Annotated in this window: 15 protein-coding genes and 2 pseudogenes; 5 read left to right on the top strand and 12 right to left on the bottom strand. The window is 61.2% G+C overall.

The features are described 5' to 3' along the window. Positions 1–104 precede the first annotated feature (104 nt). The 3 genes and pseudogenes from ACVOLQ_RS07560 to ACVOLQ_RS07550 all read right to left on the bottom strand — a co-directional run. Positions 105–590, bottom strand: coding sequence for a hypothetical protein (locus ACVOLQ_RS07560; RefSeq protein ID WP_481527573.1), 486 nt, complete (start codon positions 588–590; stop codon positions 105–107). Between the two features lie 85 nt (positions 591–675). Next, positions 676–1,359, bottom strand: a complete 684-nt coding sequence (locus ACVOLQ_RS07555) for a hypothetical protein (RefSeq protein WP_481527572.1) — start codon at positions 1,357–1,359, stop codon at positions 676–678. 40 nt (positions 1,360–1,399) lie between these two features. Beyond that, positions 1,400–1,576 (bottom strand): annotated as a pseudogene (locus tag ACVOLQ_RS07550) (IS3 family transposase); the annotation flags it as partial. Positions 1,577–2,253: 677 nt separating this feature from the next. On the opposite strand from ACVOLQ_RS07550, the gene ACVOLQ_RS07545 reads away from it, so the two are divergent. Next, positions 2,254–4,896 (top strand): bifunctional diguanylate cyclase/phosphodiesterase, encoded by a 2,643-nt coding sequence (locus ACVOLQ_RS07545; RefSeq protein WP_481527571.1) that lies wholly within the window; start codon positions 2,254–2,256, stop codon positions 4,894–4,896. A gap of 266 nt (positions 4,897–5,162) precedes the next feature. Next, positions 5,163–5,312, top strand: coding sequence for a hypothetical protein (locus tag ACVOLQ_RS07540; protein WP_481527570.1), 150 nt, complete (start codon positions 5,163–5,165; stop codon positions 5,310–5,312). A gap of 202 nt (positions 5,313–5,514) precedes the next feature. Here ACVOLQ_RS07540 and ACVOLQ_RS07535 read toward each other — a convergent pair whose 3' ends face one another. The 8 genes and pseudogenes from ACVOLQ_RS07535 to ACVOLQ_RS07500 all read right to left on the bottom strand — a co-directional run bounded on the left by ACVOLQ_RS07535 (position 5,515) and on the right by ACVOLQ_RS07500 (position 19,588). Beyond that, positions 5,515–11,964, bottom strand: a complete 6,450-nt coding sequence (locus ACVOLQ_RS07535) for an autotransporter domain-containing protein (protein WP_481527598.1) — start codon at positions 11,962–11,964, stop codon at positions 5,515–5,517. Between the two features lie 54 nt (positions 11,965–12,018). Further along, positions 12,019–12,147 (bottom strand): annotated as a pseudogene (locus tag ACVOLQ_RS07530) (ESPR domain-containing protein); the annotation flags it as partial. Between the two features lie 886 nt (positions 12,148–13,033). Continuing rightward, positions 13,034–14,326, bottom strand: a complete 1,293-nt coding sequence (locus tag ACVOLQ_RS07525) for a hypothetical protein (RefSeq protein ID WP_481527569.1) — start codon at positions 14,324–14,326, stop codon at positions 13,034–13,036. A gap of 65 nt (positions 14,327–14,391) precedes the next feature. Further along, positions 14,392–15,450, bottom strand: coding sequence for a hypothetical protein (locus tag ACVOLQ_RS07520; protein WP_481527568.1), 1,059 nt, complete (start codon positions 15,448–15,450; stop codon positions 14,392–14,394). A gap of 610 nt (positions 15,451–16,060) precedes the next feature. Beyond that, positions 16,061–17,083, bottom strand: coding sequence for a DUF2268 domain-containing putative Zn-dependent protease (locus tag ACVOLQ_RS07515; RefSeq protein ID WP_481527567.1), 1,023 nt, complete (start codon positions 17,081–17,083; stop codon positions 16,061–16,063). Between the two features lie 156 nt (positions 17,084–17,239). Further along, positions 17,240–17,635: a DUF4124 domain-containing protein gene (locus ACVOLQ_RS07510; protein WP_481527566.1), complete on the bottom strand. Its 396-nt coding sequence runs from the start codon at positions 17,633–17,635 to the stop codon at positions 17,240–17,242. Positions 17,636–17,798: 163 nt separating this feature from the next. Then, positions 17,799–18,671, bottom strand: a complete 873-nt coding sequence (locus tag ACVOLQ_RS07505; protein ID WP_481527597.1) for a methylenetetrahydrofolate reductase — start codon at positions 18,669–18,671, stop codon at positions 17,799–17,801. Between the two features lie 5 nt (positions 18,672–18,676). After that, positions 18,677–19,588, bottom strand: a complete 912-nt coding sequence (locus tag ACVOLQ_RS07500) for a LysR family transcriptional regulator (RefSeq protein ID WP_481527565.1) — start codon at positions 19,586–19,588, stop codon at positions 18,677–18,679. Positions 19,589–19,715: 127 nt separating this feature from the next. Here ACVOLQ_RS07500 and msuE point away from each other — a divergent pair, with 127 nt between their 5' ends. The 3 genes from msuE (at position 19,716) to ACVOLQ_RS07485 (ending at position 22,415) form a co-directional block, all read left to right on the top strand. Next, positions 19,716–20,300 carry an FMN reductase gene (gene msuE / locus ACVOLQ_RS07495; RefSeq protein WP_481527564.1) on the top strand — a complete coding sequence of 195 codons (585 nt, stop codon included), beginning with the start codon at positions 19,716–19,718 and terminating at the stop codon, positions 20,298–20,300. Between the two features lie 73 nt (positions 20,301–20,373). Next, entirely contained in the window at positions 20,374–21,357 is a 984-nt protein-coding gene (locus tag ACVOLQ_RS07490; RefSeq protein ID WP_481527563.1) for a DUF1852 domain-containing protein, read from the top strand. Between the two features lie 29 nt (positions 21,358–21,386). Next, positions 21,387–22,415 carry a methionine synthase gene (locus ACVOLQ_RS07485; protein ID WP_481527562.1) on the top strand — a complete coding sequence of 343 codons (1,029 nt, stop codon included), beginning with the start codon at positions 21,387–21,389 and terminating at the stop codon, positions 22,413–22,415. A gap of 126 nt (positions 22,416–22,541) precedes the next feature. Here ACVOLQ_RS07485 and ACVOLQ_RS07480 read toward each other — a convergent pair whose 3' ends face one another. Then, positions 22,542–23,102 (bottom strand): dihydrofolate reductase family protein, encoded by a 561-nt coding sequence (locus ACVOLQ_RS07480; protein ID WP_481527561.1) that lies wholly within the window; start codon positions 23,100–23,102, stop codon positions 22,542–22,544. Positions 23,103–23,160 lie beyond the last annotated feature (58 nt).

Below are 23,160 nucleotides of genomic sequence, written 5' to 3'. Positions count from 1 at the left end.
TCGTTCCACCTCGCGACCCACATTGCAGTAATCCACTTGTACGCCTCCAGCGGCATCGGCCTGGTTCGCAGGTAGCCAGTCTGCGACGACGAGCCGATAGGACTTCACAACCCTCTCCCCAAGCCCGCCAGCACGCTGAACACCATCCATACCCCGGCCAGCATCGTGAGATATAGGAAGGTACCCAGGCCCAGCTCCCACCACGACAGAACCCGCTTCCACCATATGCCTATTATCCCGGGTGCCAGCGCCGTCGCGGCCAGCAGGAGAGGCGAAAGGAACCATGCGCCTGCCAGCAAGAAACACGGTGTCCATAGCAGCAAGCGGCTGATGCGGAAGGCCAAGGGTTTACGCTGTCGCCATGTGTGCCAGACAAAGACCGCAAAGCCCAGAATCAACCCTGTCAAGCCACCTGCCACTATCCGTTGCCACCTGAGCTGATCGGCAGCTCTTCCCGCATTTTGTTGCTCCAGCCAGGCGTTGACCTCCGCGGTGTATTCGGCCTCGTTGGGCAACGGCAATTCGGGGCCGGGCGACGCAACAGCCATGTCGCCAGCCCAGATCATCAGTACGCAGACCAGGACGCGCATGCACGGTTTCCACATGGCGCTTCTTTTCCTTCTTCAAGGGTGGGTCACTCACCAAGCAATCGACAACCTGAGCAGCCTTCTAACATCAGGGGCCGTGCGCAAGCTTTGCTTTCATTTCCAACAGAGCAAAATCCAATGTCTGATAGACCACACGGACAGCAGCTGCGTAGCCAGCCGCGACCACAAACAGCCCGCTGAACGAGATTGCGGCAGCAATGGTTGGGAAGAAGCTCGCCTCCAAAACATCCTTGGCGACGGTCGGGGAAAGCACGCGTGCCGTGACAAACCAGAACAAGGCGCCCCAGAGGATGCCAATGAATACGTTGAACCGCGCCATTCGCTCGGTCGTTTGCGTTTTCACGAGCAGCACCCCAGAGGACAGCCGCTCCAATTCCCCCTGATCTTTCACAAGTACCCCGATGGCGCCTGCAAGCTCTCCAATGGACTTTGCGGTTACACCAGCAAGGACCGTCCGAGTGGGAAGGCCGAAGTAGACGCTGATAGTGCCAAGCGTCAGCGCGACGAGGATCATGCCAGGATTGAAAGCCCGTTCGACAAGGAAGAGACCAACCACGATGATCAACGTAAGGACGAAGATCCAGAACAAACGCTTCCAGATGATGCCAAGGCCACTCATGATCAACCACGGGCCGACCAATAGCTCCTCTGAAAGTGCGCGTAGCGCGTCTTCCTTCGTCCGAAGCGGTCGCTGGTTGACGACCGCGTACTCGGCAAGTCTGACTGCTGACCGGATCTTCTCGAACTCCATTTCCCCTCCCTTGAATCACCCAGGCCTTTGTAGACACTCTTCAGTCGTTCAGGGCGCACTGCCGTTCAAACTCTATCGGGGAGAGCCCGCTAGTGGAACCGTGTCGCCGTGTCGGGTTGTGAAACACATCGGTGCCTGCTTCGTCGTGATTGCTGTAGATCCGCCGCCTGGTACGTGCGCGTCTCAATAGCTGGAAGAAGCTCTCCGTTGCTGCGTTCATATCCTTCAACGCATGATGCTCCATCGCCAACTCGGCGTACACACATCGTCCCTTTGACACGGCTTGTCTGGTTCACGTTCACGCACATGCGCAAAGTGGCGCTTGCGACGGCAATCAACCAAACTCATGCGGGCACGCCCCGGCCGGCGTCGCTGCACTGCAGCAGCACAGGACCCTTGTGCCTCCCCGAACGCATGCAGTTGCATGAAGCTGGAATCCGATGGGCTACGCCCTTGCTGGACACTAGCAACTCGATTGAGACGGGTCTGCCTCGGGCTGATGATGCAAACATGTCCTTGTCATCGCTGATGGGCCACACCTGAGGTTGCGAATCCACACCGGCGCATGGATGCTTTTATCGGCAATCTACGCCTTCCATGCCCCGCCGAGTCTGGGAGTGGCCAGGGTGGCGTGAAATCGGGTTTCTGCACGATGACGGCCTGGCAGCCGAATGCGTTACCTTGTTCCCGGACCTCTTGCCACCGCCCCGGTCGCAAACGTGTCCGCCGCTCCATCAAGATTGCCATATCCACGCCGATATCCATACTCGGCCCGGAACGGCCGGGGGCATCACGGTAGCTTTCGCGTTGTTTTGACTGTTTCTACAGCTGGCCCGTAAAAGGCAGGCTGCATGTTCCTCATGGCACAACATTGCGCAGGAGCCGAACGGGCAAGTGAATTTCATCCAGCCAGAGCTTGAAGAATCCGCGCACGCCTTGCCCGCTCGTGGCAGCTTGCCGCCGCTTGCCTGGGCGGTTGCAGGCCTGTTGTTCGGGTTGACCTGCACAGCGATCATCGCGTACCGAGAATGGTCTGACCTGCAGCATCGGACTGCAGACGCGCGCAGCGCCTTGGCTGACACCAGCGTTGCGCAACTACGGGTACCACTTGAGCGCGCAGCATCCATCCTGCGTGCGATGCAGACTGTCTTCCTGGCCAACGACCGGATGGATCAGACTGGCTTCAGTCAGTACTACACGCGTTTACACGATGATAATGAGGTCTACACCTCCATCGCCTTTGCCCGGCGCACGCAGGTCGATCGACCGCAAACCGACAACGCGGCTTACCGCTATGCGCTTGTGTCCCCGTACCAAAGCAATACCAGCCTGCTGGGCTTTGACATGGTCAGCCAACCGGCAAATCTGGCAGCCTTGCTGCGTGCCAGGGATACCGACACCGTCACTGTTTCAGCCCCGTTTACCCTGCGCCAACAGACGTCTCCAGGACAGAGTCCGCTGGGTGTCACGCTCCGCCTACCGGTGTATTCCAAAGGACCAACGCCGACGTCAGCGAGCGAGCGTCAGGCTCGGGAGATTGGCGCGCTGGCCATCGGTATCCGTCTACAGCCATTGATCGAAAGCGCGCTTGAACCGCCCATCCTGGATGGCTTCCGGGTAAGGATCCGCGATACAGACGTGAACGCACAGCCATTCTACGATTCCGGCACGACGGTAGCTGCCGGATTGCCTGCGCAGTACCGTCAACTGGATTTTGGCGGCAGGCACTGGCATCTGGAGATGCAGCCCCGCCCGCAGCCCTTTGCCCTTGGTCGATTGGATACCATCGTCATCGCCGGGACCATCATCAGCCTTCTGCTATCGGCATTGCTGTGGTCGCTGGCGGTGACCCGGCGCAAGGCATTGGCCTTGGGGGCGAGGATGAGTTCCCGCTACCGCGAGAGCGAGCTGCGCTTTCGTGCACTGAATGAACTGTTGCCCGCACTGGTGCTGCTCGTCGATGCCCGCGACTGGAAGATCGTGTACGCCAACCAGGCAGCGCGCAAGCGTCTGGGGGATCCCACCGGCTTGCAGCTGTCTTCGCTGTTTCTTGATCACCAGCTGCAGGCCAGGTCCCGTGATCCGGCGGATCTCCGCAGCGGCTGGAACCGGCTTGAGACCGAGCTGCGAGGAGCAGATGGCACCAGCTTCTGGGCAAATGCATCCATTGCCGAAGTGGACGTGGATGGAACCCCGCATTTGTTGCTGGTCGCAACCGACAATTCCGAACAGCGCGAACTGACCGATCGCCTGAGCTACCAGGCCGCGCACGATGCGCTGACCGGCCTCTACAACCGCCGAGAGTTCGAGCGACGTTTGGAAGAGATACTGAAGAACCGGTCCACAACAGCGATCAACGGCATGTGGGCGTTGCTGTACATCGACCTTGACCAGTTCAAGCTAATCAATGACGTGTCCGGGCATATGGCTGGCGACCAGTTGCTGGAGCAACTCGCGTCCATCATGCGCCAACAACTGCGCAGCGGTGACATCCTCGCGCGCCTGGGCGGGGATGAATTCGGGTTGCTGACCTTCCACGCAGATGCCGGCGGGGCACTGGAACTGGCGGAACAGATCCGCAGCAGCATCGAAACCCTGCTGTTCGCTTGGCAGGAGCGCAGTTACAAAGTCAGCTGCAGCATCGGCATGGTGGTAATCGACCAGCAGTTGCCCACCCTGAAGGATCTGTTGGCTTGGGCAGATACGGCGTGCTACCTGGCCAAGGAGAACGGACGCAATCGCATCCACGTGTACCGTGAGGATGACGAGACCAGCCGGCGCCAGGGGGAGATGGAGTGGGTCAACCGGCTGCGTTGGGCGATGGAACAGGACCGTCTGCTGCTCGACTACCAAGAGATCATCTCTCTCAGCGGCACGGACACCGCTACCAACATCGAACTGCTGCTGCGCCTGCGTGATGAAGATGGCAGCATCGTGCTGCCTGGCGTCTTTTTACCTGCAGCAGAGCGTTATGGCTTGATGCCGGCCATTGACCGCTGGGTTATCCGGGCCGCCCTGTCGAACTTCAGCAACCTCCACCCTACCGCGCAGACACTCGGCAGCTGTGCAATCAATCTTTCAGGCGCCAGCATCGAGGACGAGGGCTTGGCAGACTTCATCCTTGGCTGCATCGAAGAACACGGGGTACCGCCACAGCAGCTGTGCTTTGAGGTAACCGAGACCGTCGCAGTTCGCAATCTGGTCAAAGTGGCGAGCATCGTTGAACGCCTCCGTTGTGCCGGCTGCAGCATCGCCCTCGATGATTTTGGCGCTGGCATGTCCTCTTTTGGCTATCTCAAGAATCTTCCCTTGGACCTGATCAAGATCGACCGCAGCTTCATTGTTGATCTGGATATCGATCCGATCAGCCACACCATCATCAGCGCCATCACCAAGATTGGGCACCAGCGCGGCCTCAAGGTCGTGGCCGAAGGTGTAAGTACCGGGCATTTGCGTGAGGCAGCGCGTTCCTTGGGCGTGGACTACGCCCAAGGTTTTGGTCTGCATAAACCAGAACGGGTGAAGTTCCAGCGTTGACCTTCGCCCATTCCTTCGTGGGCAGTCGCAGCTCGTGAAGAATTCGTCGCAAAACAGAGGCTGTCGGGGTCGAGCGCTTAACTCCGCGTTTGGCACCATGACGCTGGACCCAAACGGAGCCAGCACCATGGCCACTGCACGAACCCTTTCGCGAACAACCGCCATGTTTTGCATAGCAATCGGCGCAGCCTTGACATCCTTCATCCAGGCCATCTGATCAGGGATTCAGCGCACAGGTGTTTTAACCGAACAGTGGATGCGCCTGCATGCATCGTACAAACGGCATGGAAACGGGCCAGCGTTCGGGGAAGCCTATCGCGACATACTGGATACCGTTACGTAGCACGGTGACAGCCAAAGAGCTGGCCAAGCTTGCGCTTCAGCTCGGCATCACCGGAACGGCGCTGCTTGCCTAAACGGACCTTGGTTAAAGACCTGCCCCCTGCCCCTGTCCCATCAGGTACTGCTTGGGCCGTTGTCGCCGCGTGCCGGGGGCCTTGAACAGGTTATATGGCTCATCATTGCGGACCAGGTCCCTGCAAACTCCATCGCGCAGCACAACACCCGTGTTGTGCCACGTTTTCATGGAGAACGTTCGGACCGGGACAATGTCTGCGATCAGAATCGATGGCGCACATCCAGTGCGCCCGAGTGCTGGTGATTACCATCGCCGAACTGTCCACCGTAGATCACGCCTACCGTGGTGCGTTTGCTGACCGCCATATTCACTCCCAGCTCGACCAGCGCGGCGTTGCGCGCGATCGGCGCGCCACGGGTAGTGAAGGACTCGCCACCCTGCACGAACGACATCGTGCTGGCGGGATCGACATCGCCAAAGGCATGGCGCCACCCCAACGTGCCAATCAACTGCCCCTGGACGCGGGTGCTGTTGAAGGCGCTGCGGGCGTGCAGGCCGAGCGCGGAAGTGGTGACGTTGTTACGACCGACATCGCCGCGCAAAGCGGCGTCGCCGCCAGACTCGGTGAAGGCGTGCGTACGCAGGCTGCTGAAACCGGCGCCGACAAAAGGCTCCAGCGTGAGGCCATCAGTCAACGCCATGGCATATCCGAGCTCACCGAACACCTGGGTGGTGTTGCCGCTGTAGTCGGCCTCCAGTTTCTGCGGCAGCCCCGCCGCGTCGGCGTAGCGCTGTGTCGTGATGTCGTGCCATGTATAGGACGCGCCCAAGCTCAGGTTGAGCGTGCCGCTGCCTGCGTCGAACGCCTTGCCGCCATAGCCTGTCAGGCTGTAGCTGTCGGCCTGGGCGCTCGACCCGCGTGCGTTGATGCGACTGCGGCTGTTGGAATAGCCGACCGCAGCACCAATTCGCCAGTCGCCGCTCACCAGCATGTCACCGCCCACGGCCACGTCGCTGTTGCTCTGCCTGCTGCGGGCGGCATTGCCGTTACCGCCCAAAGCGCTTCGGCTGCCGAAGACTTGTGCCCACAAGAGCTGCTCATCCGATTGCGGCACGGCGGCATTGCATGTGCCCAGCCCTGCCGTCGGCATGCCAGTCAACATGTCCGCCGCAAGATTGGCGCGCAAGCGGTTCATTGGAACTCGTATAAAGCTGTTGGCTACGCTTTGCGTCGCCGATACCGTGGTAGCGTGCATTTCGCCGGACAAACCATTGAACACCTCGGCCGGTGCGCCCTCAGGCAGGTTCAGCACGCGGCGATACAGTGGACTGTCGGCAGGCAGGCTTTGCAGCGCACCGGCGACCGAGCGCTGATTGCCCGTGACGGCGGCGTCGACGAATTCGATCGGACGCGAGCCGCCGTTGCCGTCATCGGGCACGTCCTTGAGCTGCACGGTCAGGTCCACCTGATTGCTGCCGTAAGTCAGCGATGGCGTCAGGAACGCGAGGTTGCTGGTGACGTCATCAAACCGGCCCTGCACCCCGCTGCCCGCTGTAAGGATGGTGTAGGTCGTGGAAGGCGCATAGACGCCGTTCTGGCCCATGTGCAGTACCGAGCCCGCCAGATTGGCGACACCGCCGACGTTGACGCTGCTGTGCCCGCCATCGGCCGCCGCCGCGACGCGATACGACGCGCCCTGCAACAGATTCAAGTCACCCAGAACATTCAGGCGACCGAACGGCGTGACGCTGCTGCCTGGTGACAAAGTCGCACCCGAGCCCACCGTCAATTGTTTCAGCGTGCCAACGCCCGAGACCGTGCTGCCCGCCATCGCCAGCACCGTTCCGCCAAGTTTGCCATCTACTTGCAGCACGCCGCGTGATAGGGAGGTCATGCCGGTGAAGCCACTGCTATCAGCCGTCAGCGCCAGCGAGCCGCCGCCTTCCTGGCGCAGGTAGCCCGAACCGGAAATCGCGCCGCTGTAGACCACTTGGTCGCTGCGCTTGAACGCCAGCGTTGCACCGGCGTGGATGTCGACATTGCCCGTGATGCTGCCACCCGTGGCGCCATCGCCCACCTGCAACTTGCCACCAGCCACCGTGCTGGTGCTCCGGTAGGTGTTGTCGCCGCTCAGCACCAGGGTACCTGAGCCCCGTTTGGCCAGACCGCCGGTGCCGGACAGGGATTGCGCAACAGTGAAGGTATTGGCGGCATCCACGATGTCCAAGCCGCCGCCCGCAGCGCCCAGCGTGATTGCGCGCGCGGTGCCCTGGAACGCGGTGCCGGTGACCTGCAGCGTGCCACCCTGGAAATCCAGACCACCCGAGGCTGCGCCCAGATTGGTGTCGGACGACACCGACAGCGTGCCTGCGGAAAGACGCGTCTGCGCAAAGGTATTGGCGCCCGTCAGCACCAAGGTGCCCAGGCCGGTCTTGTTGACTCCGTTGCCGGCCACGACGTTGTCCAGCGTGGCACTCCAGCCGGCCGACGCGGCGCTGCCGTCGCCCACGCGCAATTCGCTCAGGACACCGGCCGACGGCGCCACCAGGTTGAGTGTGTCGCCGTTCAAACGGTAGCCATCGCTGGCGAACTGCGCGCCGCTGGCGCTGACACTGCCCGCAGCACCATCCAGCGAGACCGTGCCTGCCGTGCCGCCGAAGATGGCGAACGCATCGACAGGCGAAAACGCCGACGTCACGGAGGCGCCAGTGTCCGTCCAGTTGGCACTGGTCCGGGACCAGACGCCGGAACCGCCGCCCAGTTGATTGGGCGTCGCGCTGCGATCAGCGTTCCAGAGATTGAGCGTCAATCCCGCTGCGTTTATCAGGTTGATCTGCTTGGACCCGCTGAGTACCTGCAAGGTCTGTCCGGCCGTCAGGCCGGTGATGCCGCCGTTGTTCGCCGTCAGCGAACCGGTGTAGTCGAACAGCCGGTACAGGCCGACCCCGAAGCCCCCCGCGTCGTTGACGTTGAGCTGCGCGCCGCCCAGCGTCAGGTCGCCGTTGACCTGCACGCTGTGGCTTGCACCGGTGCCGCCCGAGCTGCCGGGTGCGCCGAAGAAAAAGTCCATCTGGCTGCCCTGCGCCAGTGCCAGGTTGCCATTGACCGTGAAGATGCCGCCTGGCGCTCCGGGGGCCAGGCGGCCACCAGACTGCACAGCCACATTGCCGTTCACCTGACCGAAACCGCCAATAGAGCCGCCGCTGGCCACCGTCACCGCGCTGTTCAAACGCGCGCCGGTATTGCCGGCCGCACCGCCCACCAGCAACGCACCCGCGCTCACCTGCGTCGCTCCTGTGTAGGTGTTGATGCCATTGAGCGTCAGGCTGCCCGCCGTGTTCTTGGTGATGCCGCCGGTGCCGGTGATCACACCGTCATAGCTGCCCGCCCCCAGCGTAAGGGTGTTGGCACCCAACGCAACGTTGCCGCCCGCGCCGTTGAGCGCAGCCAATGTCGTGTTGGAGGCCGCCGAGATATCGAACGTACCCTGCGTATCGACCGTCACCACCGCGCCGGTGGCCAAACTGCCCCCCGAACCCAGCGCCAGCTTGCCGCCAGCCACCCTGGTGGTACCGAGATAGCTGTTGGCACCACCCAACACCAGGGTGCCTGAGCCCAGTTTGACCAGGCCGCCGTTGCCGGACAGGGATTGCGCAACAGTGAAGGTATTGGCGGCATCGACGATGTCCAAGCCGCCGCCCGCAGCGCCTAGCGTGATCGCGCGCGCGGTGCCCTGGAAAGCGGTACCGGTGACCTGCAGCGTGCCACCCTGGAAGTCCAGGTCGCCCGAGGTCATGCCCAGGTTGGCGTCGGACGACACTGACAGCGTGCCTGCGGAAAGACGCGTCTGGGAATGAAGGTTGGCACCCGTCAGCACCAAAGCACCCAACCCCGTCTTGTTGACACCGTTGCCGGCCACGACGTTGTCCAGCGTGGCGCTCCAGCCGGCCGACGCGGCGCTGCCGTCGCCCACGCGCAATTCGCTCAGGACACCGGCCGACGGCGCCAACAGATTGAGCGCGTCACCGTTCAACCGGTAACCATCGCTGGCGAACTGCGCACCGCTGGCGCTGACATTCCCAGCGCCGCCATCCACCGTGACCGTACCCGCCGTGCCGCCGAAGATGGCGAACGCATTGACAGGCGAGAACGCCGACGTCACGAAGGCGTTGGCGTCCGTCCAGTTGGCGCTGGTCCTGGACCAGACGCCGGAACCGCCGCCCAGTTGATTGGGCGTCGCGCTGCGATCAGCGTTCCAGAGATTGAGCGTCAATCCCACCGTGTTGATCAGGTTGATCTGCTTGGAAGCGCTGAGCATCTGCAAGGTCTGTCCGGCGGCCAGGCCAGTGATGCCGCCGTTGTTGGCCGTCAGCGAACCGGTGTAGTCGAACAGCCGGTACAGGCCAACGCCGAAGCCCCCCGCATCGTTGACGTTGAGCTGCGCACCGCCCAGCGTCAGGTCGCCGTTGACCTGCACGCTGTGGCTTGCGCCGGCGCCGCCCGAGCTGCCGGGTGCGCCGAAGAAGAAGTCCATCTGGCTACCCTGCGCAAGCGCCAGGTTGCCATTGACCCTGAAGATGCCGCCTGGCGCTCCGGGGGCCAGGCGGCCACCTGCCTGCACGGCCACGTTGCCGTTCACCTGACCGAAACCGCCGATAGAGCCGCCGCTGGCCACCGTCACCGCGCTGTTCAAGCGCGCGCCGGCATTGCTGGCCGCCCCGCCCACCAGCAACGCACCCGCGCTCACCTGGGTCGCTCCTGTGTAGGTGTTGATGCCATTGAGCGTCAGGCTGCCCGCGGTGTTCTTGGTGATGCCGCCGGTGCCGGTGATCACGCCGGCGTAGGTGCCCGCCCCCAGCGTAAGCGTCCTGCTTCCCAGCGTCACATCTCCGCCCGAGCCATTGAGCGCCGCCAACGTCGTATCGGAGGCCGCCGAGATATCGAAGGCGCCCTGCGCCCCCACCGTCACCACCGACCCCGCGGCCAGGCTGCCCCCCGCGCCCAGCGCCAACTTGCCGCCCGTGATGTTGACTCCGCCGGTGAAGGTATTGGCGCCGGTCAGAGTCTGCGTCTGAAGTCCGCCTTTGACCAAGCCGCCACTGCCTTGGATCACGCCGCCGAAGGTCGTGGCGTTAATGTTGAACAGGTTCAGCGTATTCCCGCCCAACACGACCGTGCCGCCCATGCCGCCCATGCCGGCCAGTCCGTTGATGTACTGATTCGCGGTTCCCGACAGGTCCAGCGCGGTGCCTGCGTTCAAGCTCACCGTCGCCGTTGAGCTCAGCGTCGCGTCCGCGCCCAGCCGCAGGGTGCCGGCCTGGATGAGCGTATTGCCCCCATGACCGAGCAGGCTATCGACCGTCAGTGTGCCGGAACCTTCCTTGACCAGGTTGCCGCTGCCCGTCATCACGCCACCGTAGCGGCCATTGGCCGCGCCGGAAAAAGTCACCGTGCCGTTGTTGACGATATTGCCCTGCAGGCTGGTGGTGTTTCCCTTGAGCGAGGCCCCCACATTGACGATCGTGCTACCCGTGTAGTCATTGGCGCCCGTCAAGGTGACCGCCTGGGTGCCGCTCACTCGCACCCCCCCGGTGCCCGTCAACAGACCCGACACCGTGAACGCCTGGGTGCCGTCCAGCGTCAGGCCGCCCGAGCCCAGCCGGAAGGTGTTGCCCACCGACACGCCCGCCGCGGATGCGCCGACGGCGCCGCCCGCCGCATCGATCGCGCCCGTGCCCAGCGCGCCGCCGCCATCGACGCGCACCGTGCCGCCGTTGAGCGTGATGCTGCTGCCGGTCGGCAGCAACGCACCGCCCGACAGCGTCCAGGTGCCCCCGGTGACGGTCAGGCTGTTGAAATTCAGGTAGGTGCCGGCGGCCACGCCGGTGGTCAGGCCACGGCTGAAGGTGTCGGCGAACACCAGGGAATTGGTGCCGCCGGCGCCGCCATCCACCGTGCCGGGCTTGGCGAACAGCAAGCCCGCCACGGACGTGACGCCGATTGTTCCAGTCGTCAGGCCAGCCGCGCTGACCGAGGAACCGGACTCGGCGATGAATGTATTCTTGCTACCCGCCCCCAGCGACACACTGCCATTGATGACGCCGCCGTTCCTGAAGTAGTTGCCGAGAAGGGAACCGGCGGACTCGAAAGCCACCCGGCCGACAATGGTGCCGGTGCTGCTGTTGGTGAAATTGGTCAAGCCGCCGCCATAGATCGCCACGGTCGCGATGTCGGCGCCCGACCGGCTGCCGTTGGCCACCGGCGCGGCGCGGATGATGCCGTTGTTGGTGACGTTGGTCACGCCGCCCGTGCCGTTGTGGATGGACAGCGCCATCCCGCTCAGATCGGCCAGTTGCGCTTCGTAAGTATCCCGGCCCGAGCCACCGATGAGGCCGGGGGCCCCGTTCTGGACGGAGTACGTGCCGACCGTGGGCGTGCTCCCTTCCGGCTTGCCCAGAACCAGGCCCGACGACACCACGCCCAGGCCGCTGCCCAACGCAAACGCGTCGACAACGCCGTTGTTGATCACCGACCCATTGTTGCCCTGCAGCAGCATCGCCGTGCCGCCCGTCCCCAGCAGCACGCCCACCGTGCCGTTCGGCCCTACCGTCACGCCCAAGCCATCATTCGAGTTGGCGTAGTTGGGAATCAGCGGATTGGCGGGCGTACTGCAGGTCACAGTCACACCAGAAATGGTGCAGTCTGCCATGGCGGCTGGCCCCCACGCGGCCAGTCCCAACCCGATGGCCGCGGCCATCGTCTGCGAGCGCAACCGAACCGGCGCGTAAACCGCTGATCGCGCCGCCCCGCCTCGCGGCTGGCCCGCAAGTTCCGACACGGGCTGCCACATGTGCATGGCACGGTTCCATACCAGACGGTAGACGTGATTCAAAGGCTACTTCTCCAGGATTAGCGGCAATTACTGTCAGGCATCCGCCGCGCGGAGCGGCCAAGGACGGCGACAGTTAGGCACGGGCGATTTACGCCAGGGGCGGGACCATAACGTCGCGCCAAACTATTCTTGCAGAATAGAACGTAAGAGTTAATGAGCTACCTGATTCTGATCAGGTCGCAGGATTGGAAAAGGGCTGAGTAATTCTCCAGATCGTCACAACAAAGAAACTCACTCATCAGCCCGTCTGGGAAGTCGTTGGCTCTTCCTTCTGCAATTGGCCTGAGGCCACCTCTTCTGGCCCTTCCGCGCCTCAATCCCGACAACGCTCTCGAATACCGTCCGTCGTCAACGCCCACTTGCAGCAAGATGCAAACATGGCTAAGTGATCGCAAGCGATGCTTGTGCTCCCAAAGATTCCACCTTGAGCAAGGTGAACCCCTTCGACCCCAAACCATCACACGCGGTCCCGGGTTCACGGGAGAGCATGCAACTGCAGCCAGGCGTACCTGTATCAAATCCACCTTCGTGGGTGATGAACGCGCTGTCCTACTGGTAGCCAAGACGAAAGAGGATGGAAAAGTCGAAATGCTCTCCAAGCACTTCCGTCCCGCTCATCCAGGTATCGCATTCGAGCTCCGCGCACGGATGGATGCTACGGAGTTCGGCGAGGATGGGGCCACCACCAGCCTTGGCATTTCGTCATGCCTACTTTCTGAGTATCACGTAGTACGCGCTGTGCCGCACCAAGCTCTTCGCCCGTGGAGGAGCAGAGTGTCGAGCACGGCACGGCGTGTTTCTAGACCAGCCGTCCGGCTTTCGTCATGCGCTGATGGCGGGTACTTCGTTCCAGCAGACGCGTGCAAGAATACGGGCCCGAATGACCTCAATCGTTGCCGTGCACGAGGTAATCGATGGCGCGACCGTTCTCCTTGAATCCGCTGGAGTGCGCTTTGGCCAGGTCGCTGTAGGCGAAGAACCATCGTAGCCTTGAGTTGGGCAGCGTGACATTGATGATCTCCAGCATCGGTGCGGCGCGCTCCGCCACCTGACTTGGTGCAACGGCTTGTGCTCCAGCTTCTCCAGCCTTCGTGCTGTTTCCTGCGGATGCGCAGCGCTTCTTGAATGCATCGGTGAGGTGGTAGCTTAGTGCATCGTTTACGTCGGTGAACGCGACTATCTGGACGTTGTCACCCCTCCTACTGAGAGCAGAGCGATCTGAAAGAGCGTGCCTTGGCGCTATCAGCGGCCGGAAACATTGAGTGGTGCCGGCAATCATGTCCTCCAACGAAGTTCCATCCGTTGGAGGTTGCACGTAGGCCAGTTCGAGCAACGGGAGCTGGTTGGCGAGCATGTAAACGCTATGGATGGAAACACCCAGCCGACCCACAAGCAACTCGTCCAGGGCTGCGCTCCGCGCCAGCTCAGACGCATCCCCCGCTCGATCCACTGTCATTTCCAGTCGGTCGGCGCCTTGGCAATCCACGCCTCCCGTGGAGCACAGGACATCGAAGACAATACGGCTACCCAAGCTGTCGCTGATGATGGCGGTGCTTCCTTCGTGAAAGAACCCGTCGAGTTCTCTCTGGAAGGCCTGCATGTCTGTGGAGGCAAGCGATGCCGTGGATTGGAACTGCACATGCCGGACGATTGATTCCTGAATGCCCTTCCAGACCACACTGCGGATATAAGGCCCCATGTAGCCCAGGTAGATGACAGGGTCGGAAAAGCTGCGATTGACGAAGCGCTTGGCCGCACGGTTGATTGGAGCGCGGTGACGCTCGTTCGCATTCTTTTCCAGGAACTGATCGTCCAGCTCAAGAATGCCCTGCTTGAGGATCCGCCCGGTCTCACCCCAGGTCACGCACGAGAAGAAGAGCTGGCCACGGCGAGCGGATGGGTCGACGAACTTGCTCACCGAGTAGGTGCCAGCCTTTGTCCCGTTGATTTCTATGGCCTCCGGCTTGGGCCGGGGATACTCGTCGCTGCGAACGTACTCAAGGCGCTCTGCAATGGATTCCTGCAGCTTCAGGTTCTCGGAACCCTCGTCACAGTCATTCTCGAACGAATGTTCACCCATGCCGTGCACCTGCATGACATGCAAGGCCCGTCCATCGCGCAAATAGTCCTCGATGCCGCGGAAGCGGAGTGAATCGGTGCTGTTCGGCACGGTGTCCACGCGGGTGTACAGGTTTGCGCAGCCCGACACTCCCAGCGCGAGCAGTGCGACTGCCAGGTAGCACCTCACTTCGGATTCTCCGTCGCGCGGACCACAACAAATTCACCCGGCCCAGCATCTTGGGCTTCATCGTCGATGCAGAAGACGGTGTGCTGCAAGTAGTTCTTCACCGTATCCCAGTCCGCCTTCTGCTCGACATAGGCCAACAGCGTGGCGCTGACGTTCACAGGATCCTGCGCGTCGGTGAATTTACCGGCTTGCCAAGCTGAGCGGCCATCCTCGTCGGCGTGCAGCTCTGGACTCTGATTGATGTAAGAGTGGAACTGCACAACCCGTCCGGCAGGACATCGCGCCGACGCGCCGAAGTCGCGCTTGGAATGCGCGGCGGCGTATGAGTCCTGCACCATGTGCAACAACGAGCCCGCGGCCATGCGGCGGGTATAGTGCGCATTCTTGAGTCGATACTTGGGTGCGAACAAATAGTTGACCGTCCAGCCGCTCTGCAGTGCGAAGTACTCCCGCAAGCCGTTGGGCCCAGCCTGGTCCATCGTGGTTTCGGGATCGAGGCGACCGGTGGCAACGGCGTAAACGAACTCGGCCCAATCCAGTATGTTCTGCTGGGTTACCTCGGCGGGCTCGCCATCGCGTGATGCCATCGCATGGATGAACTGGAGGTCGCCGTAATGGCCCCGGTAGGTCATGTTGTAGTCCGGGCCAATGGAGGCTTTCCTGCCTTTCCAGTTGACGCCAGTGACAGCGATGCGTTTCGCATCGTCCATCCAAGCGGCAAATTCTGCTTGCCGAAGGGCGAACAGTAACTGATTGGGATCGTCATTCCACCAGACGCCCCTGATCAGGGAGTCATACTTGTTACCGTCGGCTTCCTTCGACGGCGTTGAGCGATCGCTGCACACTAGCGGCGCCAGAACCGGCCCGGTATTTGCTTGCTGGCAGGCACGTGCGAGCTGCGTGACGTCTTCGTGAATCGGCTCGGATGCTTTTCGCAGGATTGTTCTGGAATCCTGGCGGTACTTGTTCTGAAGAGGGTTGATCTTGTATGCGGTCGCTTCGCCGTATACGAACAGCCAGCCGAGCAGGATCGTGAAGAGTGCCTTCGCGTGCATCGCATAGCTCCCGAAGATAGTGGACCAAATCGCGTCGGGCCGCTCGGCGCAACAGCCGGCGCTGAAGCCCAACAGTGCGTGTTGCCAATGATTGGTTTGAATCCGATCCTGACGAAAAAGCGGTTCCGCCCGAACAGCCAGATCGGTCGCTTCCCCAAGCTACCCATCTGATGGTTTGCCGATTCAACGATATTTCTAAGTCTTTGCGTTGTGGCGGAGCGATTCTAGATCGCCCTTATTCGGTAAAACAAGCGAATACGGACATGCCATGCCGTACGGTCCAGAGCCTCCCTTCCAATAATCCTCGTTACAGCTTTGACCACCCTCTTACGACCGCAGCACAAGAAGCCAAGTGCAGTCGGAAAGCCCTGATCTCGAATGGTTGGCAAGCCGCGCCCTTACCGCGCCCCTCCGCAGGGCAGATCCCGGCGTATCTTTTGTCCGCCATTTTCTGTCGTATAACGCTGTTGATTCATGACGCGATCAAAGAAGACGAAATTTCCTCCGAACGCGTCTCAGCAGTCCGGTCGAGGTCATTGTTCCGGCAATAGAGAGCGCCTCGATCAATCCCTTGCGAAAGCGGAGTATCTCTATAGCGAACCAGCTCGCTCTATGGAGACTCAAGCTGGCTATCATCCGAACCGGCCTTCTGCGCAGACGAACGTTCTGGCGTCCATCCACTCATGGCCAGGAAAGCCTTCGCATCCCTCATCGAGATGATTGTCCTCAAGGCCTGCCTCTTATCAGAGGCCATGGAATAATAGGTTTTCGCAATTCTGTAACCTACCCAATAGCCAAGATCACCAGGTTTCGATGGCGTCGAGTTGTACAGCCACTTGGACAGATCGGTCGCATCCATGTCAGGAACGAACGCCTGCTCGATCTCAGCTTCACGCCCTGCAACTAGGTCTGCCATGTAGGCGTACGCGACGTCACCGGTAAGAAGCTCGGTGACAAACTCGGCCGAACCTTCGACCAGCGACACATCAAGCACGGTCGGATCAGGTTTATCCGTAAGTTCCGGCACCTGCTGCACATGAACAAACTCATGCACCATTACGCGCACGAATCGATCCTCAACATCGGGATTGATGAACGCTGTCGCACACAGTGCCTCCAGCCCGATATTGATTCCATCATTCGGGCCCGCCACCGCTACAGGCCGCCCCCGCCCCACAGAAACAGTGACTGGCGGAAAGCTTGCGTCCGAATACAGCTCGGCGAAACGGTTCAAGGCAGCACCGACTCTGGCTTTCACCTGGGGGAGTACAACAGCGCATTGACGGGCCTGGTCGTAGATTTCGGGCCGTTCGGCAATCGCCTTGGCGATGCGCTCTCCGGTGATATTGCGGATCTTCGCAAAGTGCTTCAGTCCGTCAGAACCTTGATCGAGATACTCGCGCTGCAACAGCTCCGCCGTAGGATGCCCACCGGCGGCATCATATATCCTGTAGAAACGCTCGACATCGTCAGTGACTACGGTTGGCTCAGCGTTGGCCGAGAGCGCCGACACCAGCAGGACACCCAGCACGGCGATTTTACAGAGTCTGCTGACCCTGCCGGACTGGCGATATGGATGTGGACCAAGGCCAGCCAACGACGCCTGCGCTGCGCAATATTGAGATATAGACATCTTCCTCTCCCGCCCAGTTGAGCATGTGCCAGAGGGAGCAGCCTCTCCGCCCACATGCAAATATCGCTTTAACGCTTTGACCTCTTACAAACGACTGAGCCAGCCCAACGTCGGAACAATGAGCCACATCCGCAGGTTCTTTCGCTGCTGAAACCCTCATTTGCAGGCGTTGTGAACGAGATTGTCCCAATAGCTGGACATGGCAAAATCGCGCTTGACCCCCGCCGCCTCATAGGCGGCCGCCCGTCCCCGCCGTGCTGACTCACAAGCGTTTGAACGGTTGGCACTGCCCATGCCGCCAGAAGCCGAAGCCGCTGCACCTCGATCATTCGCGTACCGCTGGTCCAACTGCCGTCGCATACGATAGATCCGCCACTGCTCGGCATTCGATGGCTCGGATACCGGCGCCGCATCCCATGACTTCACGGCAGCACCCGGGCATGGATCCGACTGGTAGGAAACGTCCTTGCCGTTGACGCATTTGAAGACCTGCTGCGCGTGGCCGTAACCGGCCACGAGGAAAATAAATCCCCCCAGAATCCACCGATACATTCCGTGCTCCATGCCGAACGTTGGTCGGAATCATAGCGTGGTAGTTGCTGTTTCCGGTGGCCGGCAGGCCGCGGCCATATCTGGGGTGGATGCACCTCTTCGCTACCCGGGGGGAGATATGCGAACACCCGTTGCAACTACCCCGCCCCACAAGACGTTGGTTTCAAGCGGGACTGGAGTGACCACGCGCTCGGTAAACTTCCATCCATTCCACCGTCTGCGCAATGCCTCCGAACGGGAAGAAATGCAGACTCACCTCGCCATGCGCTTCGGTAAGGCCGTTGGCCAGGCGATCGACAAATCTATCCGGTCCCGGCGCGGCCAGAAGCCTGCCGATCGAAACGCCATATCTGGACCAGACCGATGCGCTTGCGCTGACGCCGCACATTGCCGCGTAGCGTGCAAGCGTGGCGACACTCGCAGGTCCTGGCACACCCACACGCACGGGGTGATGGATGCCGCGCTGGCGCAGCTCTTGCAGCCACCGCAACACGAGCTCCGCGTCAAAGCTGAACTGCGTGACGATCAGGGGCGACATGCCACGGCTCTCTATGCTGTGGCACTTTCTTTGAAGTACCTGCCAGCGAATCGCTTCGCTCATGACCGGGTGGCCCTCCGGATGGCCGCCCACTCCAATGTGTTTGATACCCGAGCGTTCGAACACCCCGGTTTCAATCAGCGAGGCGCTGTCGGCGAACCTGCCCTTGGGGCTGGGCGAATCACCGGCAATCACGAAGCAACGCTCGATCCCAGCGTCATTGGCTGCGCGCGTCAAGAAAGATTCCAGTGCTTCAAGCGAGGCGATCCGGCGTGCAGGAACGTGTACCACAGGCTCGAAGCCAAGTCCGCGAACCATTGTGGTCGCACCTAGCCGTGCAGCGTTGTCTTCCCCTGCAAGATAGGGAATGAAAATGCTGGTGCCGGGCGCTATCCGCGGTGTGGCCGTGATCAACGCCGGAATGGCTTTTACACTTACTTCCAGCGAGTAACCACTGGTGAGGGAACTGGCGAGACTGGACATATCGGAAGGAATCAGGGGTCTCACTGCCCAAGGCCGGCTGCAGCCACCGCGCTGGAGTTGCGGGCCAGTTCAAAGAAAGCCCGCACATAGTCAATGCCGGTATCGGCTTCGCGCGCGCCCAGAAAGATCTGCTTGGCGATACCGCGTGCACCCAGCCGAACCGGTACCACTGCCATCCGGCTCGCGTACTCCTCCACCAGCCAACGCGGCAGTGCGGCCACGCCGCGGCCGCTGGCCACCATCTGCACCATGATATCGGTGGTCTCAATGGCCTTGTGCCGCCGGGGTGTAATGCCTGCGGGCAGCAGGAACTGGCTGTAGATATCCAGGCGCTCGATGTCCACGGGGTAGCTGATCAGCACCTCGCGGGTCAGCTGCTGTGGCTTCACGTATGCGGCCGATGCCAGCGGATGGTCCTTGGCTACGACCAGCACCTGCTCGTAGTCGAACACCGGCTCGAACTTCAGGCCTGGCTTGAACAGTGGGTCGGGGGTGACCAGCAGATCGATCTCGTAGCCGAACAGCGCCCCGATTCCGCCGAACTGGAACTTCTGCCGGACATCCACATCCACGTCCGGCCATGCGGCCAGATAGGGTGACACCACCTTGAGCAGCCACTGGTAGCAGGGATGGCATTCCATACCGATGCGCAATGCACCCCGCTCGCCCTGCGCGAACTGGCCCAGGCGTTCTTCGGCCAGGTCCAGCTGTGGCAACACCCGGTTTGCCACCGCCAACAAGTACTGGCCGGATTGGGTGAGCCGCAGACTCCGACCTTCACGCAGCCAGATGTCAGTGCCCAACTGCTGTTCGAGCTTGCGGATGCTGTGGCTCAAGGCTGACTGGGTCAGGTTCAACACGCCCGCGGCTGCAGTCAGCGAGCCCTGCTTTTCGACCTGCTGGACGATGCTCAGATGGATGCGCTCAAGCATGTGAATGAATTTTCTTCATGGAATCGTGAAATTAAACCATTTTACCTCATCGAAAACCGCAACTAGGATCGAAGCTCATCCGCCGCGCCATTCAGCTGGCGACTATCCAGCCCCCACGAAGGCAGAAATGACACACCCTCCCCCACTCCGCGTTGTCGCTGTTTCTGGCGGGCTGCAGCGCCCCTCCAAGGCCGCTGCCCTGGTCGAGCATCTGTCCAAGCTGATCGCTGCCGAGCACCATTGCGAGCTGCAGCTCGTGGAGCTCGGCCAACTCGCGCCGCAACTTGCCGGTACGGTAAGGCGTAGCGAACTACCCGTTTCCGTGGAACTTGATCTGGCAGCCGTCGAGAACGCTGATGTGCTGGTGGTAGCGACGCCGGTCTACCGCGGTTCCTACACCGGGCTGTTCAAACACTTCTTCGACTTTATTCACCAGGACGCACTGATCGATACCCCGGTGTTGCTGGCTGCAACCGGCGGCAGCGAGCGCCATGCGCTCATGATCGATCACCAACTGCGACCGCTTTTCAGCTTCTTCCAGGCACGCACCCTGCCGCTGGGCGTGTACGCGACCGACAGGGACTTCGTCGGCCATGCACTGGACAACGCCGATCTGCTCGAACGCGCCAGATTGGCAGTGGAACGCGCGTTGCCGGTGCTCGAACTCACCCACCGGGCCGCGGCAAGCAGCAACAGAACCATCGCCGCCTGACAGCGAACTCCCTGCCGAATCAGCGCGACGCTGTGCCGGACCCCATCCGCAGAACCTACGGTAGCGCATCGCCATGAAAGACAACTTTGAATTCAGCCTCAAGCGAATCCGCTTCGATGAAAACTACCAGCCATTGGACAGTACGCGGCTGACGACCAACTTCGCCAATCTGGCCAGGGGCAACAGCCGCCAGCAGAACCTGCGCAATACGCTGCGGATGATAGACAACCGGTTCAACAGTCTGGCCGGTTGGGACAACCCGATGGGGGATCGCTATGCCATCGAACTTGAGATCATCTCTGCCGAAATGGACATATCTGGGCAAAGCCCGGCAGATGCCTTTCCGCTGATCGAGATACTGAACACAACCATCGTTGACCGCCGGACAAAAACACGTATCGACGGGATCGTGGGAAACAACTTCTCTTCCTACGTGCGTGACTACGACTTCAGCGTCCTGCTGCCCGACTACAACAGCAACCGTACGGCATTTGCCGCACCGGATGATTTTGGCGACCTGCACGGAAAACTGTTCAAACACTTCGTGCACTCGCGTGCCTACAAGGACAATTTCAACAAGCTGCCGGTGATCTGCATCAGCGCGTCCAGCAGCAAGATCTACCACCGTACCGCCAATCAGCACCCGGCACTGGGCGTGGAATACCTGCAGAACGAGCTGTCCCCAACCGACCAGTACTTCGCGAAGATGGGGATGCAGGTCCGTTTCTTCATGCCGCCGGACAGTGTTGCGCCGCTGGCGTTCTACTTTTTTGGCGACCTGCTGGGCGACTACACCGATCTGGAACTGATCGGGACCATCAGCACGATGGAGACCTTCCAGAAGATCTATCGCCCCGAGATCTACAACGCCAACTCTGCGGCTGGCAGCGTCTATCAACCGAGCTTGAAGCATCAGGACTACTCCGTGACAAAGATCGTCTACGACCGAGAGGAACGCAGCCAGTTGGCGATCAAGCAAGGACGCTTCACCGAAGAGAACTTCATCAAACCGCACCGGAAAACACTGGAACAGTGGGCCGCAGCCTGCGCGCTCTGATCACTCCAAGGAATACAAAATAATCCGCCATGAAGAAACTGTTGCCCACCTCAACCGCTGGCAGCCTTCCCAAACCCGCTTGGCTTGCCCAGCCCGAGAAACTCTGGTCACCATGGAAGCTCCAGGACGAGGAATTGCTTGAAGGCAAGCAGGATGCCTTGTGCCTTTCACTGCACGAGCAATTGCAGGCCGGCATCGACATCGTCAGCGATGGCGAGCAGACCCGCCAACACTTCGTCACCACGTTCATCGAGCACCTCGACGGCGTTGACTTCGAGAAGCGCGAGACGGTCAGAATCCGCAACCGCTATGACGCCAGCGTGCCAACCGTCGTAGGTGCGGTCAGCCGGCAGAAGCCGGTCTTCGTCGAAGATGCCAGATTCCTGCGCAAGCAGACCACGCAACCGATCAAGTGGGCGTTGCCCGGCCCGATGACGATGATCGATACGCTCTACGATGATCACTACAAAAGCCGCGAGAAGCTTGCCTGGGAATTCGCCAGAATCCTCAATCAGGAAGCCAGGGAGCTGGAAGCGGCTGGTGTCGACATTATCCAGTTCGACGAGCCCGCCTTCAACGTCTTCTTCGATGAAGTGAATGACTGGGGTGTTGCCGCACTTGAACGAGCGATTGAAGGGCTCAAGTGCGAGACTGCCGTGCACATCTGCTACGGCTACGGCATCAAGGCCAACACCGACTGGAAGAAAACCCTGGGCTCGGAGTGGCGCCAGTACGAAGAGAGCTTCCCGAAACTGCAGCAATCCGGCATCGACATCATCTCACTGGAGTGCCAGAACTCGCATGTACCCATCGATCTGATCGAACTGGTACGTGGCAAGAAAGTAATGGTAGGCGCCATCGACGTGGCCAGCGACATCATCGAAACACCCGAGGATGTAGCCGATACCCTGCGCAAGGCCCTCCAGTTCGTGGATGCGGACAAGCTCTATCCATCCACCAACTGCGGCATGGCCCCGCTGTCTCGCCAAGTGGCCAGAGGCAAGTTGCATGCACTCAGCGCCGGTGCAGAGATCGTTCGCCGAGAGCTGTTGACCTGAACCCTGCAGCCCGGGTGGGCGCAGCGCACCCGGGATAACGATCTGGAGGCACCAGCGACAGGCTTTCGAGTCAGGCCAAGTTGCCCACCAAACCGCAGAACCCCGCTCTTCCGACGCAAGCCACTGTCAGGCAGGCGCACGCCGGTAATGCATGGCAACTGTGCCGTTGTGTAGCGGCGTCGATGAAATCAGCTCCAGCCGACGCGTACTGGCCAGCCCGCGCTGGTACAAGGTAGGCCCATGACCGGCAATCCTGGGGTGGATGAGGAACTTGTACTCATCGATCAGATCCAGTCGGTCCAACTCGGTAGCGAGCATGCCGCTACCGAGCAGCACGCCATCCGGCGTCGCCTCCTTGAGCTTCTGCACGCTGGTGCGCAGGTCGCCACCGATGTGGTGGCTGTTGGTCCAGGGAAACGCCGTCCGCAGCGACGACACCACGTACTTCGGCTTGGCCTCCAGCTTGACCGCCCAGTCGCGCATCGCCGCTGTAGCGTCTTCGTCGCCGCGCGCGACCGCCGGCCAATAGGCCTCCATCATCTCGTAGGTAATGCGGCCCCAAAGCATCGCACCGGCCTCATCCATAAGGTGACTGAAAAAGGCATGTGTCTCGTCGTCGGCGATGCCCTCTTGGTGGTCAACGCAGCCATCCAGGGTGACGTTCAGGCTGAAGGTCAGAAGTCCCATGCGGGTTTACTCAGAATTGGGCGTCCCACCGGATTGTCGCTCGTCGGCGCACGCATTG

Source organism: Stenotrophomonas sp. STEN031 (genome assembly GCF_056759975.1).
This window is presented reverse-complemented; position numbering and strand designations above follow the sequence as displayed.

What these genes read in the sequence shown, in the direction of transcription:
- ACVOLQ_RS07560 (WP_481527573.1), bottom strand. Translation starts at nt 590, where the DNA reads ATGCGCGTCCTGGTCTGCGTACTGATGATCTGGGCTGGCGACATGGCT.
- ACVOLQ_RS07555 (WP_481527572.1), bottom strand. Translation starts at nt 1,359, where the DNA reads ATGGAGTTCGAGAAGATCCGGTCAGCAGTCAGACTTGCCGAGTACGCG.
- ACVOLQ_RS07540 (WP_481527570.1), top strand. Translation starts at nt 5,163, where the DNA reads ATGCATCGTACAAACGGCATGGAAACGGGCCAGCGTTCGGGGAAGCCT.
- ACVOLQ_RS07535 (WP_481527598.1), bottom strand. Translation starts at nt 11,964, where the DNA reads ATGGCAGACTGCACCATTTCTGGTGTGACTGTGACCTGCAGTACGCCC.
- ACVOLQ_RS07520 (WP_481527568.1), bottom strand. Translation starts at nt 15,450, where the DNA reads ATGCACGCGAAGGCACTCTTCACGATCCTGCTCGGCTGGCTGTTCGTA.
- ACVOLQ_RS07515 (WP_481527567.1), bottom strand. Translation starts at nt 17,083, where the DNA reads ATGTCTATATCTCAATATTGCGCAGCGCAGGCGTCGTTGGCTGGCCTT.
- ACVOLQ_RS07510 (WP_481527566.1), bottom strand. Translation starts at nt 17,635, where the DNA reads ATGTATCGGTGGATTCTGGGGGGATTTATTTTCCTCGTGGCCGGTTAC.
- ACVOLQ_RS07500 (WP_481527565.1), bottom strand. Translation starts at nt 19,588, where the DNA reads ATGCTTGAGCGCATCCATCTGAGCATCGTCCAGCAGGTCGAAAAGCAG.
- msuE (WP_481527564.1), top strand. Translation starts at nt 19,716, where the DNA reads ATGACACACCCTCCCCCACTCCGCGTTGTCGCTGTTTCTGGCGGGCTG.
- ACVOLQ_RS07490 (WP_481527563.1), top strand. Translation starts at nt 20,374, where the DNA reads ATGAAAGACAACTTTGAATTCAGCCTCAAGCGAATCCGCTTCGATGAA.
- ACVOLQ_RS07485 (WP_481527562.1), top strand. Translation starts at nt 21,387, where the DNA reads ATGAAGAAACTGTTGCCCACCTCAACCGCTGGCAGCCTTCCCAAACCC.
- ACVOLQ_RS07480 (WP_481527561.1), bottom strand. Translation starts at nt 23,102, where the DNA reads ATGGGACTTCTGACCTTCAGCCTGAACGTCACCCTGGATGGCTGCGTT.